Origin of the sequence: Acinetobacter sp. ME22, from assembly GCF_022012315.1 — a bacterium.
Lineage (GTDB): Bacteria > Pseudomonadota > Gammaproteobacteria > Pseudomonadales > Moraxellaceae > Acinetobacter > Acinetobacter brisouii_A.
The window spans coordinates 330804-347525 of sequence record NZ_JAKLTL010000002.1 but is presented as its reverse complement, the minus strand read 5'-3'; the positions used below and the strand labels follow the sequence as shown (position 1 = coordinate 347525).

13 protein-coding genes are annotated in these 16722 nt (G+C 42.4%); 8 read left to right on the top strand and 5 right to left on the bottom strand.

All coding sequences use genetic code 11. From position 1 onward, the window contains the following. Window positions 1–320: 320 nt before the first annotated feature. From LVY74_RS04355 to LVY74_RS04335, 5 genes are all read left to right on the top strand, one after another. The gene (locus LVY74_RS04355; RefSeq protein ID WP_237813988.1) at window positions 321–2555 is read left to right on the top strand and encodes a TonB-dependent siderophore receptor; all 2235 of its coding nucleotides are present in this window, start codon (window positions 321–323) and stop codon (window positions 2553–2555) included. A 49-nt stretch (window positions 2556–2604) separates the two neighbouring features. Continuing rightward, window positions 2605–2892: a hypothetical protein gene (locus LVY74_RS04350; protein WP_237813987.1), complete on the top strand. Its 288-nt coding sequence runs from the start codon at window positions 2605–2607 to the stop codon at window positions 2890–2892. Then, on the top strand, window positions 2889–3185 hold the full coding sequence (locus LVY74_RS04345) for a hypothetical protein (protein WP_237813986.1): 297 nt from the start codon (window positions 2889–2891) through the stop codon (window positions 3183–3185). Before LVY74_RS04350 ends, LVY74_RS04345 begins: the two co-directional genes overlap by 4 nt. Next, complete coding sequence (locus LVY74_RS04340; RefSeq protein ID WP_237813985.1) at window positions 3182–4819, top strand: PepSY-associated TM helix domain-containing protein; 1638 nt, start codon at window positions 3182–3184, stop codon at window positions 4817–4819. Before LVY74_RS04345 ends, LVY74_RS04340 begins: the two co-directional genes overlap by 4 nt. Window positions 4820–5071: 252 nt before the next feature. After that, the gene (locus tag LVY74_RS04335) at window positions 5072–6535 is read left to right on the top strand and encodes a SulP family inorganic anion transporter (RefSeq protein WP_237813984.1); all 1464 of its coding nucleotides are present in this window, start codon (window positions 5072–5074) and stop codon (window positions 6533–6535) included. Between the two features lie 55 nt (window positions 6536–6590). On the opposite strand, the gene LVY74_RS04330 is transcribed toward LVY74_RS04335, so the two are convergent. The 3 genes from LVY74_RS04330 to LVY74_RS04320 form a co-directional block, all read right to left on the bottom strand. Continuing rightward, entirely contained in the window at window positions 6591–8105 is a 1515-nt protein-coding gene (locus LVY74_RS04330) for an APC family permease (RefSeq protein ID WP_237813983.1), read from the bottom strand. Between the two features lie 114 nt (window positions 8106–8219). Beyond that, on the bottom strand, window positions 8220–8699 hold the full coding sequence (locus LVY74_RS04325) for an ester cyclase (RefSeq protein ID WP_237813982.1): 480 nt from the start codon (window positions 8697–8699) through the stop codon (window positions 8220–8222). Window positions 8700–8732: 33 nt separating this feature from the next. After that, on the bottom strand, window positions 8733–10166 hold the full coding sequence (locus LVY74_RS04320) for a gamma-aminobutyraldehyde dehydrogenase (RefSeq protein ID WP_237813981.1): 1434 nt from the start codon (window positions 10164–10166) through the stop codon (window positions 8733–8735). 246 nt (window positions 10167–10412) lie between these two features. On the opposite strand from LVY74_RS04320, the gene LVY74_RS04315 reads away from it, so the two are divergent. From LVY74_RS04315 to yddG (LVY74_RS04305), 3 genes are all read left to right on the top strand, one after another. After that, entirely contained in the window at window positions 10413–12239 is a 1827-nt protein-coding gene (locus LVY74_RS04315) for a TerD family protein (RefSeq protein WP_237813980.1), read from the top strand. A 57-nt stretch (window positions 12240–12296) separates the two neighbouring features. Next, the gene (locus LVY74_RS04310; protein WP_237813979.1) at window positions 12297–13352 is read left to right on the top strand and encodes a GlxA family transcriptional regulator; all 1056 of its coding nucleotides are present in this window, start codon (window positions 12297–12299) and stop codon (window positions 13350–13352) included. Between the two features lie 94 nt (window positions 13353–13446). Next, entirely contained in the window at window positions 13447–14382 is a 936-nt protein-coding gene (gene yddG / locus LVY74_RS04305; RefSeq protein ID WP_237813978.1) for an aromatic amino acid DMT transporter YddG, read from the top strand. A gap of 9 nt (window positions 14383–14391) precedes the next feature. Here the strand turns inward: yddG (LVY74_RS04305) and yddG (LVY74_RS04300) are convergent, their stop codons facing one another. Together yddG (LVY74_RS04300) and LVY74_RS04295 are read right to left on the bottom strand one after the other, a co-directional pair. After that, entirely contained in the window at window positions 14392–15312 is a 921-nt protein-coding gene (yddG, locus tag LVY74_RS04300) for an aromatic amino acid DMT transporter YddG (RefSeq protein ID WP_237813977.1), read from the bottom strand. A gap of 149 nt (window positions 15313–15461) precedes the next feature. After that, window positions 15462–16634, bottom strand: a complete 1173-nt coding sequence (locus LVY74_RS04295; protein ID WP_237813976.1) for a hypothetical protein — start codon at window positions 16632–16634, stop codon at window positions 15462–15464. Window positions 16635–16722 lie beyond the last annotated feature (88 nt).

Genomic DNA, 16722 nt, shown 5'->3' with positions numbered 1-16722 from the left:
TTACAATAAGAGCCCGATATATACCCGATTTTCCTCGACCTGAATAGTCCTGATTTAAGTGAATGTATTCAATAAAAATGACTTTTCTTCATATTTTCATCATGCTTTACACTTTGAAAGTAAGGATAAATTCTTACTATTTATATAAATTAAAGCTTAATAAAAAAATATAAATATTTATATAACAAATAATTAACTAAAAATTAAATCTACATAAACGATTATTTAAAACATCAAATTTATAATCAATAATGATAATGATTTTTATTTAGTTTATTATTGTTTTGTTTTTTTGTAACACAATCATAGCGATGACAATTATGCAGCAACAGACTTTTAAATTCCGTCATCAGGAATTAGTTTTGGGGATTCGCCAAATTCTATTATTGGGAGTGTCAGCATCACTTCTATCCGCTACTGCATTTGCCAGTGAGGAAAATACGCTTCCAACCATTACAGCGCATGCAAATCAAGATGCAACCACAAGTTATACCGTTAAAAAAAGTAAAAATGCCACCAAACTGAATTTAGCCCTGAAAGATACACCGCAGTCTGTCAGTGTCATTACCAGTCAGCAAATTGAGGATGCCAATCTCACTTCAGTGGAAGATGTACTCAATCAAACCCCTGGTGTTTCTATGCAACGTTATGGCGCAAAAGGGGCTGTTGGAAATGGTGGGGAATATACTTTTTACTACGCTCGTGGTAAGCAAATCATTAACTATCAAGTCGATGGCGTAATGACCTCCCCTTCGCTAGACAGTAAAAATGGTTCAGTGATCAGTAGCTTAGATCCTGCTATCTATGAAAATGTAACTGTTGTCAAAGGTGCAACAGGTTTAACCAATGGCGCAGGCTACCCAAGTGCAAGCGTCAATTTTAATCGTAAGCATGCCAATAGTACCGAGCCAAAAGGTGAAATCAAAGTCAGCGCAGGCTCATGGAATACCTACCGCACCCAAATTGATGTGCAAGACAAACTGAACCAGTCAGGCAGTGTTCGCGGTCGTGCAGTTGCTGTATATGGTCAAGGGGATTCATGGCAAGACTGGGGTGACAATCGCTCAGCAACTTTATATGGGATTGTCGATGCTGATTTATCGGATCAAACCACTGTTTCAGTGGGTGGCATGCTCAGCCGCAACAAAATTACAGGGCAAGGTGTTCATGGTTTAGATATGTATGGGGCTGATGGCAGCATTAATCCCTACAGTCCAAGTTTTAACTCCAGTGCGCGTTGGGCATATAGCAAAGTGGACACGTTGAATGCTTTTGCTCAACTCAAACATCAATTTGATAATGGTTGGAACTTGCAAGCCAACTATAGCTATACCGAACAAGATATCAAATCTTTGTTTGGTGTCATTGGTGTTGCTTCCGCTAACTACACCACCAATGTTGCTTCTCTTGCAGCAACCCAAAATAACTTTAACCCGAAAGAACATAGCCTTGATGTTTCAGCATCGGGACCATATCGACTGTTAGGACGTGAACATGAACTTATGCTTGGTGCAAGCTATCAATATGTACGCAATAACAATGACAACTTTAATGGCTGTGACTCAAGCACCGATACCTGTACGGTAGATTTATCGACATGGAATGGTAATGTTGCCGTACCATCAGGAGCAACCCGTGTCATTGGGGTCAATAATAAAGAATATCAACAAGTGGGGTACTATGCGGCAACTCGCTTGAACCCGACTGATCGCTTGCATGTGATTTTGGGTTCACGTTTATCTGACTATACCTATCGTTCACATGTTACCACCACGACCAAAACCACTGACTCACGCATGAGTGCTTATGCCAAGTTAACACCTTATGCAGGTATTACCTATGACATTTCGCCAAATGTCACGGCGTATGCGAGCTATACCAATATTTTCATGCCGCAAACCTATCGGGATTACAACTACAACCTACTTGATCCCCAAGAAGGTAACAACTATGAGGCAGGTTTAAAAGCAGCTTTCTTAGATAACCGAATCAACCTCAGTGCAGCATATTTCCAATCTAAAATGGACAATGTTGCCAACAGTGGGACGGTTTATGGCTCAAATATTCCAAGCAGCCTAACAGGTGTTGTTAGTTCAACCAGTAGTTATTACAGTGCTATTGATGGCGTAATTACCAAAGGTTATGAACTTGAAGCCTCAGGTGAGATTCTCGACGGTTGGAATGTACAAGCAGGTTATAGCCATGCCAAATCCACCAAAAGCGGAATTAAACAAAACACCACCATTCCTGAAGATCAGTTCAAATTGTTTACCACCTACAATTTACCGATTTGGGATAAAAAGCTGACCATTGGCGGTGGAGTAAACTGGCAAAGTGCATTTTATAGCAGCAGTGTTTCAGGCACCAAATATATTGCCTATAAACAAGACGGCTACGCATTGGTCAATTTAATGGCGAAATATCAGCTTACGCCAGCATTAAGCGTTGCTTTAAATGTTGACAATGTCACCAATGAGAAATATCGCCTGAATTATTGGGCAGCCACTTATGGAGATCCGACCAGTTATACCGCATCTCTCAGCTATAAATTTTAATTGAAGTTCCTTAAACGCCCCTGAGCTTATGCTTGGGGGCTTTTTTTAAATGTTAGACCATAATTATCCGAGTATCTTTATGAAAATTCTTGGACTGCTGTTGATTGTGATCGGTTGTGGCGTGCTGTATTGTTGCCACCCAAATCAATCTTTACTCAAGCAACCACTTGCCAAAACATATCGTGGTTTAGGCATTATTTTTTCTGTCAGTAGCCTATTGATTTTGTGGTGGGTTCTACCCAAAGTCGTGGCTGTTTTATCGTGGCTGATCTGTATCACTGTCGTGTGGAGTTTCTTGCCGTTTGTTCCTCTATTTAAGCAAACAGGTCGCTCATGAAAGCTAAAATTCAACACCCGATTCAACCTGATTGGTGGAGCAAAACCATCGCTGGCGGAGTCTTGGGATTTACTCTTGCACTGATGGTCGGTTGTTTGGTTTTTCTGATCGGTCGACCATTTCTTGATGCCAGTGTTTTACCACAAATTGCCATGTGGAGTATTCCGTGGAGTTGGCTCCCGATTTTTTTTGCCTGTTATTTCATTCCTAGAGGTTGGCAAGCCATATTGATGATGCTGTTTGCCAATCTGATTGCGGGTTTAGCTGTGTTCTTACTCAGAGGTGCTGTATGAAAGTCCGTGCAGATATCATGAAGCTTTCAAAAAGCATGCATACATGGGTAGGGATTTTTGCAGGAATTCTGCTCTTTATCTGCTTTTTTGCAGGCGGCTTAAGCATGTTTCAGCATCAGCTGAGCCAGTGGGCAACGCCTCCTAATCAAGTCCTACCCGCCGTACAAGTTCAGCAACTCAATCAGTTAATTGCCAATGTCCAACAGCAACATCCCGCAGCGCAAAAGAGTTTTACCTTAAATTTAAACTCGACTGAATTTCATTATGCCCCCATGATGTGGACAGAAGGTCGCAGTGGTGGACGCCATGCGGTCGATGCAACTCAAAAAACATGGCTTGCCAGCTTAGATGAACACGGTCAGACCCTCATCAAACAAGAACCTTTGGCGCAACCGGGACATTTGATTGAGCAATTACATGAAACCGCAGGCATTCCTGGAACACTTGGACATGACAGTTTAGGGGTGACCTTAATGGGTGTGGTGTGCGTGTTGTATTTTCTCGCCTTATTTTCAGGTTTGATTTTACTACTACCCACTTTGGTCAAAGACTTTTTTGCCATTCGTGCGGGAAAAAATAAAAAACGCTTCTGGCTCGACACTCACAATGTGATTGGAATTACCAGTTTGCCTTTTCATGTCATCATTAGTGTAACTGTGGTGGTTTTTGCATTTCATGATATTTTTTATGACACGCTACAGTTTGCATCTAAACAGAAAAAATCATTTTTCCCGCCCCCAGCAGAACAGGTCGTTGATCAAGCTGTACCAAAATTAGATATCAATCAGATTTTAGCTCAAGTCAAAAAAGTTTCACCTGAGTATTCCGTAAGTTATATTCAATTCAATAACTTGAACCAACCTGAAAAAGCCAATGCACGTATTGCAGTTTATAGTAGTGATCAAATGCTACGCGGTGCAACACAAGACTTTATGACCATGAACCCCTATAAAGTCAGTGAATACAACAACAAATTTCTAAATACTGAAACAGGTGCTTGGAATAAACTCGTTAATTCGATGTTCAGCCTACACTTTGGTAGTTTTGGTGGTATAGGGATTCGCTGGATGTATGTTTTACTGGGCTTGGCGGGCGCATTTTTGTTTTACTCAGGCAATATTTTATGGGTAGAAACTCGTGCTCGTAAACGCAAAAATCCGAATGATGCGATTCCTGAGCAGCGTAAAGATGTTCGTTTATTAGCCAGTTTAACCATTGGCAGTTGCTTAGGTTGTGTCTTGGCGATTTTTAGTAGTATGTTAATCGGTAAATGGAGTTATGCCCTCTTTAATCCATTATCGGTCACTTTAAATCAACTGTTTATTTATATTTATTATGTGGTGTTCTTAGGCAGTATTGGCTATGCATTTGCAATTGGTGCAGCCAAAGCATTACCGCAGTTTTTACTGGCGATTGCAGTAGTTTTGCTCGCAATTCCACTGACTGCAATTGTGTCCTATCTCATGCCAAGTTTAGGGTTGTGGCACTACACAGGTGATCTGATTTGGATTGATATTATTGCCTTACTGATCGGTTTCGTGTTTTTACGTTTTTATCGACAAGCCAAACGGCGCTCTAAAACAGCCGATCAAGGCTCATTATGGGCGGTTTCTGCTTCGACAAGCCTGTCATAAGCATACGCTTTAGATTTGGTAGAAGTTAAGCCAAATCTAAAGCTACCTTTAATCCGACAGATTTGCTATGCTTTACATTCTCTAGAATTGTTCTTCTTTATCTACATGCAAGTTACGCCACCTTAATTTCTCGTTTTCTGCCTGAGTAATTTTTCCATCATTGGCTATTCGGCTCATGATGTGGTGTCGTCTGTGTGTCTATATATCACATCACGAGCCTAATGATTTTTTCTTTTGAATTAGGTTTTTTCTATGTTTTCAACATATCGACAGCAATGGTTCGGTCATATTCGTGCCGATATTTTGTCGGGTCTTGTCGTCGGCTTGGCACTGATTCCTGAAGCAATTGCATTCTCGATTATTGCTGGGGTTGACCCGAAAATCGGTTTGTATGCTTCATTTTCAATGGCAGTCGTGATTGCGATTGTCGGTGGTCGACCTGCCATGATTTCTGCGGCTACAGGGGCAATGGCGCTCCTCATGGTCACGTTAGTCAAAGAGCATGGTTTACAATATTTATTTGCCACCACCATTTTGACAGGGCTTTTACAGATCATCGCAGGGAAAATTCGTCTTGCCAATCTGATGCGTTTTGTCTCTAAGTCCGTAGTGATTGGCTTTGTAAATGCCCTCGCTATTTTGATTTTTATGGCGCAGCTTCCTGCTTTATACAACGTCAGTGCTTGGGTCTATGTCTTTGTTGCACTGGGTCTTGCGATTATTTATCTGTTCCCTTACGTGCCTAAAATTGGCAAGCAAATTCCATCACCACTGGTTTGTATTATTGTGATTACTGCTTTGGCTTTGCTGTTCAATGTACATATTCCAACAGTCGGTGACATGGGTAAACTGCCTGACACACTGCCGATGTTTCTGATTCCAAATATTCCTTTGAACTTGGAAACCTTACAGATCATCTTCCCTTATGCAGCAGCCATGGCAGCCGTGGGCTTACTTGAGTCGATGATGACCGCAACCATTGTCGATGACATGACCCATACCAGCAGTAACAAACATCAAGAATGTGTGGGACAAGGCGTTGCCAACATCGTGACAGGTTTCATGGGCGGCATGGCAGGATGTGCCATGATTGGACAGTCCATGATTAATATTAAATCAGGGGGTCGTGGACGTTTATCAACATTCTTTGCGGGCGTGTTCTTGTTTATTTTGGTGGTGTTTATTCACGACTGGCTGAAAGTCATCCCAATGGCAGCACTCGTCGCAGTCATGATTATGGTGTCCATCAGTACCTTTGAATGGAAATCGCTCACCCAATTTCATAAAAATCCAAGTAGCAGCAATGTGGTGATGATTGCCACCGTGATTGTAGTTTTAGCCACGCATAATTTGGCGCTCGGTGTAATTACAGGTGTCTTGTTATCTTCAGTATTTCTTGCAAACAAACTGGAAAAACAGTTGCAGTGTCAAATTACCGATACGGATGAGCAGCGCATCTATCAAATTCAGGGGCAAGTGTTTTTTAGCTCAGCGAAGAAGTTTGCTCAATTATTTGAATATCAACATAGTCAAAATCGAATTGTGATTGATTTGGAACAGGCATACCTTTGGGATGTAACGTCAATTGAAACGCTAGATCAGGTGATTGGCAAATTTAAACGTAATGGAATGGACTGTGAAATTCGCGGATTGAATGCTGCCAGTGTGCAGTTGCTACAACAACATGCCACACAGGCGCAGTTACATTTGAGTTAAGCTAAATTCAAAACTTAAAATCGAAAATTGCAGGCATTTCCGCCTGCAATTTTTTTTATGAATGAGATTTAGCACGAAGCTGAGCAGCATATTCTACTGCATCACCTTCAGGCGCTTGTGATTTGTTATAAGGTTTTGCCACAAACATATAGACCAAACCACTGCCAATCACAAAACCAAGACCAATCAAGACAATCCAGCGGTCGACAAATGAATTACCCGTTGCTGGTTGAGCCAGTAAGTAAATCGCAAAGATGCCGTATGCCAGTGCCAAGATGTTGATGATCATCCCCCAAGCACCAACAGTCCACTCACCTGCGGGTTTCCAGCCTTTGAAACGTTGACGCAGTGCAGCTAAAACCACCATTTGGAATGAGCAATAAATCCCGATTACAGCAAAGGCAGTAATACGTGCCAAGCTGTCTGGTTGGAAGTAGACCAAGAAACATAGCAAAATCGGCAGGATACAGCTTACAATCATGGCATTGTCAGGGACACCTTGTTTTGACAATTTTGCCATCCAGTGACTATTTGGCAACATTTCATCACGTGCAAATGAGAACACCAAACGGCTTAAAGCTGCTTGTAATGACAAGATACAAGACAGCATCGCGACAATTGCGATCACAATAAAGATATTCGCACCAGTTGTGCCGAGTGCTTCATTTAAAATCGCAGGAATCGGGTCAGTAATTTTACCTGATACGATTTGCAGCAAATTTGGAGATGCCATCAAATAACCAAGTACCGATAAAATTGCAGATACCGCACCGAACACGATACTTAAAATCATGGCGACAGGAATCTGACGGCTTGGGTTTTGTACTTCTTCTGCCACGTTACCGCAAGCTTCAAAACCGAAGAACATGAACAAGCCCAACAAAGATGCTGACATGAAAGCGCTAAAGTAAGAACCATTGCTTGCCAACACGCCCATCGAATCAAATACCACAGAGAATGGTTGTGCGCGGTGGAAAATCAGCAAGTATAAACCTAAGCCAATCACGCTCAAGATTTCACACCAAAACCCGATCCGTGCAACACGTGCCAAGTTCTTTGTGCCTGACATGTTCACCACCATAATCACCAGCAGTAAAATCACTGAAGTGACAAGGTTATTCATTGCGGTTGGAGCTAAATGTAGTAATGACAATACAAAGCCGCTACTGTATTCCACAATCGAAGTGACTGTGACTACCAAAGCCCAGAGATAAATCCATGCTGCCATCCACGCGTATTTACGCCCCCATAAACGCCGCGCCCACGGATACAATCCACCTGTAATTGGATACTGCGATGCGGTTTCCCCAAACACCATCGCCACCAATAACTGTCCAATTGCAACAATTAAAATCCACCAAATCGATGGTGGCCCCGCCAGAGTAATCGCCAGTGCAAACAGTGAATACACGGCGGTCAATGGTGATAAATAGGTAAAGCCCAACGAAAAATTTGAAATCAGACCAATCGAGCGTTCAAACTGGGTGGCTTCTTGATCTACTGCATGTGCGATGTGTTTGACTTCATCGACCACCAGTCCCACATCTTCTTTAATCGAATGTTTTGTCATGTTATTTCCTTATATTGCCCTTATTCTTTGCTCAAAAGCAGACCAGAACAAGTATGCTCGGAATTGCCAAAATGGGAATTGAGTATGCCCCAACCCAATTCCCATATGGCGATCTTACCAACCCAATTGTTTGTTAAAGCCTAAAGCGTCGTAGTAATCGCCCTGATAGGTAATTTTGCCATTATGAACACGGACAAAGCTCACCCCTTCAAAGGATAACGGCTTGCCTGTTGCAGGGGTTTCTTTACTCCATGCCCCTGTATTGATTCCGCTAAAACGCCATTGAAACGAAATACCATCTTTACTGACCAGTGGTTTACTGGTCATTTCCCATTTCAAGTTAGGTACAGCACCCACAAAAACTTTAATGACATTATCGCGTGCGGCTACACGTCCTTTTTGCGGTGTGCCAACGGTGACATCGTAGTACACGGCATCTTGTGCCAAATATTTCGATGCTTTTTCAGCATCGTGTGCATTCCACGCTGCCATATACGCTTTAATGACTTTTTGCGGATCTTCTTGTGCGGCATGTGCTGCGCCAACCAATGCCATTAAGGTCATAAAACTAAACGCACGAACGGTCTGTTGCATATTCCTCTCCCCGATTGGAATGTATTTTTAAAATTAATCTTCGTAAGCACTCATGACATGTTTAATACGGGTATATTCCTCGAAGCCGTAGCCCGATAAATCTTTGCCGTAACCTGATTTTTTAAAGCCGCCGTGTGGCATTTCTGCAGTCAATGGAATGTGGGTATTGATCCACACCGTACCAAAATCCAAATCACGAGATAGGCGCATGGCACGTGAGTGATCTTTCGTCCAGACACTCGATGCCAAGCCATATTCCACATCATTGGCTTTGTCTAAAGCATCAGCTTCGTCGCTAAATTTCTGTACGGTAATGATTGGCCCAAAGATTTCGGTTTGTACCACTTCATCATGCTGCGCCAAACCTGTGATGACCGTCGGCTCAAAATAGAAGCCTGCTTGCTCGGCTTTTTTGCCACCTGTTTCAACTTTGGCATGTGCTGGCAAACGCTCAATAAAACCTTGAATACGTTGAAGTTGCCCTGCATTATTCAGCGCACCATATAAAGCATCTTGATCATCTGGCAAACCAAACTGGGTATTTTTAGCAGCATTCACCAGTTTTTCTACAAACTGATCATGCACCTGATCGGCAACCAAAACACGGGTTGCTGCGGTACAGTCTTGACCCGCATTGAAGTAGCCAGCGAGTGCAATGTGTTCAGCAGCTTTGTCCAAATCGGCATCTTCAAAAATTAATACAGGGGCTTTACCGCCAAGTTCCAAATGCGCTTTGGCAAGATTGGCTGCAGCTGATGCCGCCACTTGCAAACCTGCACGAACTGAACCTGTAATTGACACCAGTGCAGGCACACGATGCGATACCACCAAAGAACCTGCTTCAGCATTGCCGAGTACCACGTTAAATACGCCTTTTGGAAATAATGGCGCTGCCAGTTCTGCCAATAACAAGGTACTTTCTGGTGTGGTATCACTTGGTTTAAGCACCACGGTATTGCCTGCGGCTAAAGCAGGTGCAATTTTCCATACTGCCATTAAAAATGGATAATTCCACGGTGCAACCTGCCCGACCACACCCAACGGTTCACGGCGAATGCTTGAAGTGGTTCCCTGTAAATATTCACCTGTCGATTTGCCTTCCAAGCAGCGTGCTGCACCCGCAAAGAAGCGAATTTGATCTGCTGCGGCAGCCACTTCTTCAGAAGCAATCAAATGTTTGAGCTGTCCTGTATTACGGCTTTGGGCTTCAACTAAACGTTCTGAATGTTGTTCAATCGTATCTGCAAGGGCTAACAGTGCGTTTTGACGAACCGATGGCGTTGCTTTTCCCCACACTGCAAACGCTGATTTTGCCGCCTGATATGCCGCGTTGACTTCGGCTTCTGTGGCATTCGGTGATTGGGCATACACCTCACCTGTCACTGGACTGACAAGGTCAAAGTATGTTCCACCCAGCGATTCAACATATTCCCCATTAATAAAATGTTTTAACTTTTGCATGCTCATTGCGTGTCGTATTCCCTATGTACAGTTATTTAAAATAATACCTATAATGTTATATGTATTATGTTTGAAAATTCCTGTCAATCTCTTTTAGCAAAAATATTTGTTTAAGAAAAAACCATTTTCAACAAGAAAAGCAGCAAAAAAGATTGAAAAATACGCTATCTATGTTTTTATTTTCGCCAAAGCTCGGTAGATTGTGTAAAGAACACAATAACTAGATGACACACTTTCTGACAAGGTAACCCAATGATAGAACTGACGCTTGGCGCCAATACTGCCCTAAATACCACTCAACTGACGGTAGACATCCAAGTGTTTGGTTTAAGTGCGGCAGAATTGGATTTTAGCGTCTATCGCCTTGCTCAGCAGAGCCAGAAAGTCCGTGGTGACGATGACATGATTTTTTACGGACAACCGCAAGATCAAGCCCGTAGTTTAAGTTTGTCTTCAAGCGCAGTGGGTGCATGTTTAATGGTGGATTTATCGCGCCAAGCCCCTGAAATTGAAAAAATTGCGATTTGCGCCACGCTCGCCGATGCTACACGTAATTTCTCAGCGATGAACTTCTTGAAAATTCGATTACTCAATCAAAATGAAGTGCTGGCTCAGGGCAAAATTTTAGGTGAATACCGACAAGAAGCAGCTCTGATTTTAGGAGAAATTTACCGCTATAAAGGTCAGTGGAAATTTCGTTTGGTGGGGCAAGGTTTTAATGGTGGGCTCAAACCGTTGGCAGAGCATTTCGGGGTAGAAATTGTAGAAGAATCCGAACCAAGCTTTGCAACGCCAACGCCAACGCCAACGCCAACGCCAACGCCAACGCCAACGCCAACGCCAACGCCAACGCCAACGCCAACGCCAACGCCAACGCCAACGCCAACGCCAACGCCAACATCCAACTTTTTTACGGATATTTTGTCAAATCCACTCAAGATTTTTGAGAAACGTAAGCATCTCAAAGCCTTTCAACAACTCATTGGCAACCTATTTCAAACTCAAGATCTGTCCGAAAAAACCCAACAACAACTGATTCAGTTTTGTCAGCAGCATCAGCTTGATCTCAAAGAAGCTTTGGAATTTTCTCAACAAGAAACCCATTTATTTTTAATTACCGCGACCAGCAAACAGTCTAAAGTGACCTTAGACCGCTGGATGGCTTTTTTACACCCTGCCGAAAAAACCCGAAACCAAGTCTATGCTTTGCTGAAACAAAGCTCGGAACAGCAATTTCGACAAAAACTGCAACACGCACTTCACTCACGTCAGCTCACTTTGCAGAATATGCAGGCGCTCGATCAACTTTGTCACAGTCAGCAATTAGCGAAAGCACAGCTCATGCAAAGCATGCACAAAGATATCCAAAACTTTTTGCAGTTTCAATTGGCTAGTATGAGCGCTGATGGTTTTGTCGATCAGACTGAACAACAGGAATTACAGCAACTGTGCCAATTTTTACAGGTCAGCGCCCAACTTGAACGTGACTTGCAAGCACGCATTCACAAGGTGAATCAGATTTATCAGATTCGTCAGGGGCAAGTACAACCGATACAAACTAATGAGGTCATTTTAAAAAATCTGGAAATTTGTTATCTGCATCAAACACAAGTCAAAAAATTACATGCCAAAAAAGAACCGCTCATCGGTGATCTGTTTGTGACCAGTGAACGTCTGATTTATATGTCCAACTCAGCGCTCGAAATTCCGATTACACAGATTATGGGGATTGAATGCCATGCTGCTACCATTTACATTACCGCGAAAACCAACAAAGCTTCGGGTGAATTCTGGATTGGGCAAGATGCCGATTTGGTTGAAGCATATATAGATCAAGCAATTAAACGTTTCCATCGTCAACTGGACTTTCAGCAAACCTATGGCAACACACGGCACATCGCTCAGCAGGTGAAAAATGCGGTGTGGGAACGCTGTCAGGGAAAATGTGTCGAATGTGGCGCATCGTCTTATTTGGAGTTTGATCACATTATTCCTTTTTCCAAAGGCGGCTCGAACTCGGAACGCAACATTCAACTGTTATGCCGTTCCTGTAATTTGGCGAAAAGTGATCGTTTATAAGACTGTATTTCACGATATATCGCTATAATAATTTGACCTAGCTTTAGGATAAATGCCATGACCTATTCGACCCAAAATACTTATGATGACATTTCTCCTTCCGCAGAAAGTCTGGCGCAGATCCATCCAGATCTGCGCGTCGCATTTATTCTCATGAATCAGTTTACCCTCGCCCCCGTTGCAGGATTGGTTGAATCTTTACGTTTTGCAGCAGACAAGTCTTTTCGCAGCTTACAAATTTACTGTAAATGGGACTGGATTACCTTTTCAAATCAATCGGTTACTGCAAGCTGTGGTTTATCGGTCAATCCAACAAAAGAATTTAACTTACAAGAACTTAAAGAAAATTATGACTATGTGGTGATCGCGGGTGGCTTACTGACTGAAACGCGTGAACCTTCTCCTGAATTACTAGAAGCCCTCAGAGAGATTCATGCCGCCAAAGTACCGATTATTGCCTTATGTTCAGGCTGCTTTGTCTTGGGCAATGCAGGCTTACTCGATGGTCTAAAGTGTGCCATTCACTTTACCACCCGAGATGAGTTTGCTACACGCTTTCCTCAAGTTATCACCATTGTTGACCAGAGCTATGTGGAAGACCGAGGCATTTTGACTTGCCCAGGGGGAACAGCCATTGATTTGGCAGCACATCTGATACGTCAGCACTGCGGTGATATTCGGGCTCATAAAACTCTGGAATATTTATTGGTCAATAGTGTAAAACCACGTGAACAAAAAGCTGAGAAAATTGCTTTAAACCAACCCAATACTTATGAAAATATCATGCTTCATCAAGCAATTGACTATATGCGTGACAATCTTGCATCACACATCACCTTAAAAGAAGTGGCTGAGCATGTAAAAACCAATCCACGCCAACTGCATCGTATTTTTGTGAGCAATACCAATGAATCTCCCGCACATTACTGGCGAAAACTGCGTCTTGATCATTCTAAAAAGCTGCTTGCCAATACCAATGACTACATCACCAATATCGCCATTGAGTGTGGTTTTTCAGATGCCTCTCATTTTATTTTATGGTTTAAAAAACAATATGGAGAAACACCTTTTTCTTATCGTAAACGCCGCCATGAAGCCGAACGTTTGCAATAATTTAGCTAAACTATTCTATGAATTGTCCTAAAAACACTATTGAATCCCTGTATATTTCTTTATCATATTTCGCCCGTTTTATTGACACTCCCCCATGTCCAGACATCTTGCAACCCTGATTGGTCTGAGCGCCATCATCATGTGGGGGTCTATGGTTGGGCTGATTAAACATATCAGTTCAGCGATTGGCCCACATTTAGGGGTAACGCTCATTTATACATTCAGCGCAATTTTATTGCTGATTGTATTTAAAGTTCCCAACCTTCGTGCCATTCCCAAAAAATACCTGATTCTGTCCACCTTGTTATTTGTTGCCTATGAGCTGTGCTTTTCTTTTGCGATTGCTTTATCTCAAAATGGACAACAAGCCATCGAAGTCAGTATTGTGAATTATCTATGGCCGAGCCTGACCATTGTGGCATTTGTCATATTTAAAGAATTACGCTTTCAGTTCCTCATTGTCTTGGGTTTCTTACTCTCCATCACGGGCATTGTGTTTATTCAAACAGGAGATGGTGCTTTTAGCTTGGCAGAAGTCATGGCACATGTTTCAAGTAATCCGCTGTGTTATCTGCTTGCATTTTTGGGTGCAGTGATTTGGGCTTTTTATTGTGTGATCACCAAGAAAATGAGTCAGGGGCACAATCCTGTTTCAATCTTCTTTGTAGTAATGACCCTGATTTTATGGTTAAAGTTGTTTATTCAGCATGATATCCATATTCCCGCAATGGATTGGTCGGTCTGGCTATCGATTGTTGTTGCCGCCTGTGCGATTGGCTTAGGCTATGCCGCGTGGAATATCGGGATGATTCAAGGCAACATCACGATTTTAGTGATTGCGTCTTACTTCACCCCAATTATTTCTTCACTGATTGCAATGTTTGTATTGCACTCTCCACTCTCTACAACTTTCTGGCAAGGTGCAGCAATGGTCACCTTAGGGTCATTTATTTGCTGGATTTCAACCAACTGGATTGCCATTCGCCCACTTGCCAAAAAGATTTTTCTCAAATTTAAATATGGTTTTTAAATGCTGATCTCATTCGGCAACTGTCGCTTGTTTAACGGATTTACTTTTAGTATTTCGTGTTGCAAACCAACAGAGGATTGAACCTAGACAGACCATCGCAGCCCCTTGCCAAAAGGACATCGTCAAGGGTGTACGCAGCACCAATGCTGCCAGCGCTGCCGAAAACACAGGAATAAAATACGATGCTCCCGCAAGAATCGTCACATTGCCGTGTAATATTCCGACATTCCATGCCGCATATCCAAAACCCATTGCTGCTGCTGCCAATAACAAATAAATAATGGCATGCAAATCAAAATGCATTGGACTCCCGCCCACAAAAAAATATTTACACCAAAGGACTACGGCTGTCAGCATAAAAAATAAAGTGACGCCATTTTTACCTTTCGCAATTCGTGCCGTCACAGTGCAGTAAGCTGCCCAAATCAGCGCACCTGAAAATGCCAAACCATAACTGAGCGGGTTGTCCTGAATATTGTGCCACATGCCTTGTAAATCAAAACCTTGATCGCCGCCCAATACCCAGCAAATTCCCCCAATGGCAATCACAAAACCGGGAATAATCAGAAAATTAGCTTTTTGTTGATTAAAAATAATTGCGGCAACCATAGTCAGCGCAGGCCATAAATAGTTCACCATACCCACTTCAATCGCCTGTCGGTTAGTATTGGCATAACCAATCGACAGGGACAAACACAACTCATAAGATACAAACAGTAAACTTCCCCAAATCAAATACTGTTTTGGAAACTCAGCCAAACGACGCCAACCAACGCTCAGCAGTAAAAATAGTGCCGCAACGCTATACATCATTGCAGCCCCGCCTGTTGCCCCCAGACTTTCACTGACACTACGAATCAACCCAACAATTGAACTCCATAACAGGACTGCAATCAGCCCAATTAAGGTTGCACTTCTTTTATTTTCCATACGATTGGTCACTTACTAGATTGATAATAATTTCTTTTTGCTAAATACGGAGATCGTAAGCCTCAGCCCATTTAAATCAGGCTCAAGAAGCTTGTCAAACCATTTTTTCATAGCGTCAGTCTGGGAAATCTTTTAAATATAGTCAGACTTTAAAAGTTATAAACCAGCATCACGTTCACTAGCTTGTTCCACTTCCCATCGTCCCCCGCAGCCAGCGAACTTGCTGTGCCGCCAACAAAGGGATCGTTTTTACCCATGACATATTCGGTGTATAACGAAACATTTTTATAGTCGAAAGACACCCCGACAATGTTTCGCTGTGAATTTGCAAAGCCTTTGTCTTTTTTGTCATAACCGCTTAAGACAAAGTACGGCGTAATGTTGACTAAACCTTTGACATTGTTAAAGGTATAACGGGTATCGACACTATAAAAATAGCCCGTGTTTGCCATGTCATATTCACTGTCAAATGAACCAATGGTCGAGATGCTTGGACTTAGAATGTCTTGGTTATGAATCGACTGTTTGCCGCCTGTCATCATAATATTCAAATTTTTATAACGGATTTTGTTAAACAGCGCCCAGACTTGGCGTGAACCTGTTGCGGAGGTTTTACGATTGTCGATGTCGGAGTACCAATAGCTTCCTCCCACCGAAACATTCAGATCATCTGTTCTTAAAAATTTTAAATCCTGATCAACTCGCGCCATCCACATGTTCTTTTCTTGTAGATTGGTTTTTAGCGGATCAGATGTTCCGACCATATTTGCGGTATAACGTGCCGAATCTTTACTGATTCCCTTATAGTTGCCACCATCCGTTGCAAAATAGGCAAGATCAACTTTGGTTGCCGATGACAGTTCGGTGTGATAATTCACGCCCAAATCATGCGCATCTTGCAGCCCCATAGTGTTGTTAATACCCGCATAAAAACTGCTGTCCCAAAAACGTGATGGGCCAAATGGAATCGGTTGTAAACCGACTGTAATGTTATCGGTACTATTAAGTTTATAGCCCGCATAAGCATCAACAAGGGTTGAAAAATCACACAGCGTATCGTACTGGTAACAACGATATTCAGCATGTCCAAAGACATTTTTCGCTTGATAATCCAGTTTTAAAATGGCGGCATCAAATTTGATTTTTTGGTCAGATGCTGCTTGTCCATAGTCTTTATCTTGATAATTGGCACGTAAAGCCCCTGAAATGGTCAGTGCGCCCAAATCGCTATTGGCATCTCCCAAGCTAATACCTGCCAAAGCAGGAACACTTAAACCCGTAGTCAATAGACCTGTCATTAATCGAAAATAGAGTGGCTTCATTTACATATCCTTATTTAAATGAATTTTTGACAAAATAATGCCCTTTAAAAGCACATGGCTTTCGAATTCTTATGCTGTGATTGGGTAT

Bases quoted from the DNA above. Each gene is read 5' to 3' on its own strand.
- LVY74_RS04320 (WP_237813981.1), bottom strand. From the start codon at position 10,166: ATGAGCATGCAAAAGTTAAAACATTTTATTAATGGGGAATATGTTGAA.
- LVY74_RS04355 (WP_237813988.1), top strand. From the start codon at position 321: ATGCAGCAACAGACTTTTAAATTCCGTCATCAGGAATTAGTTTTGGGG.
- LVY74_RS04345 (WP_237813986.1), top strand. From the start codon at position 2,889: ATGAAAGCTAAAATTCAACACCCGATTCAACCTGATTGGTGGAGCAAA.
- LVY74_RS04315 (WP_237813980.1), top strand. From the start codon at position 10,413: ATGATAGAACTGACGCTTGGCGCCAATACTGCCCTAAATACCACTCAA.
- LVY74_RS04325 (WP_237813982.1), bottom strand. From the start codon at position 8,699: ATGCAACAGACCGTTCGTGCGTTTAGTTTTATGACCTTAATGGCATTG.
- LVY74_RS04330 (WP_237813983.1), bottom strand. From the start codon at position 8,105: ATGACAAAACATTCGATTAAAGAAGATGTGGGACTGGTGGTCGATGAA.
- yddG (WP_237813978.1), top strand. From the start codon at position 13,447: ATGTCCAGACATCTTGCAACCCTGATTGGTCTGAGCGCCATCATCATG.
- LVY74_RS04350 (WP_237813987.1), top strand. From the start codon at position 2,605: ATGTTAGACCATAATTATCCGAGTATCTTTATGAAAATTCTTGGACTG.
- LVY74_RS04310 (WP_237813979.1), top strand. From the start codon at position 12,297: ATGACCTATTCGACCCAAAATACTTATGATGACATTTCTCCTTCCGCA.
- LVY74_RS04335 (WP_237813984.1), top strand. From the start codon at position 5,072: ATGTTTTCAACATATCGACAGCAATGGTTCGGTCATATTCGTGCCGAT.
- yddG (WP_237813977.1), bottom strand. From the start codon at position 15,312: ATGGAAAATAAAAGAAGTGCAACCTTAATTGGGCTGATTGCAGTCCTG.
- LVY74_RS04340 (WP_237813985.1), top strand. From the start codon at position 3,182: ATGAAAGTCCGTGCAGATATCATGAAGCTTTCAAAAAGCATGCATACA.
- LVY74_RS04295 (WP_237813976.1), bottom strand. From the start codon at position 16,634: ATGAAGCCACTCTATTTTCGATTAATGACAGGTCTATTGACTACGGGT.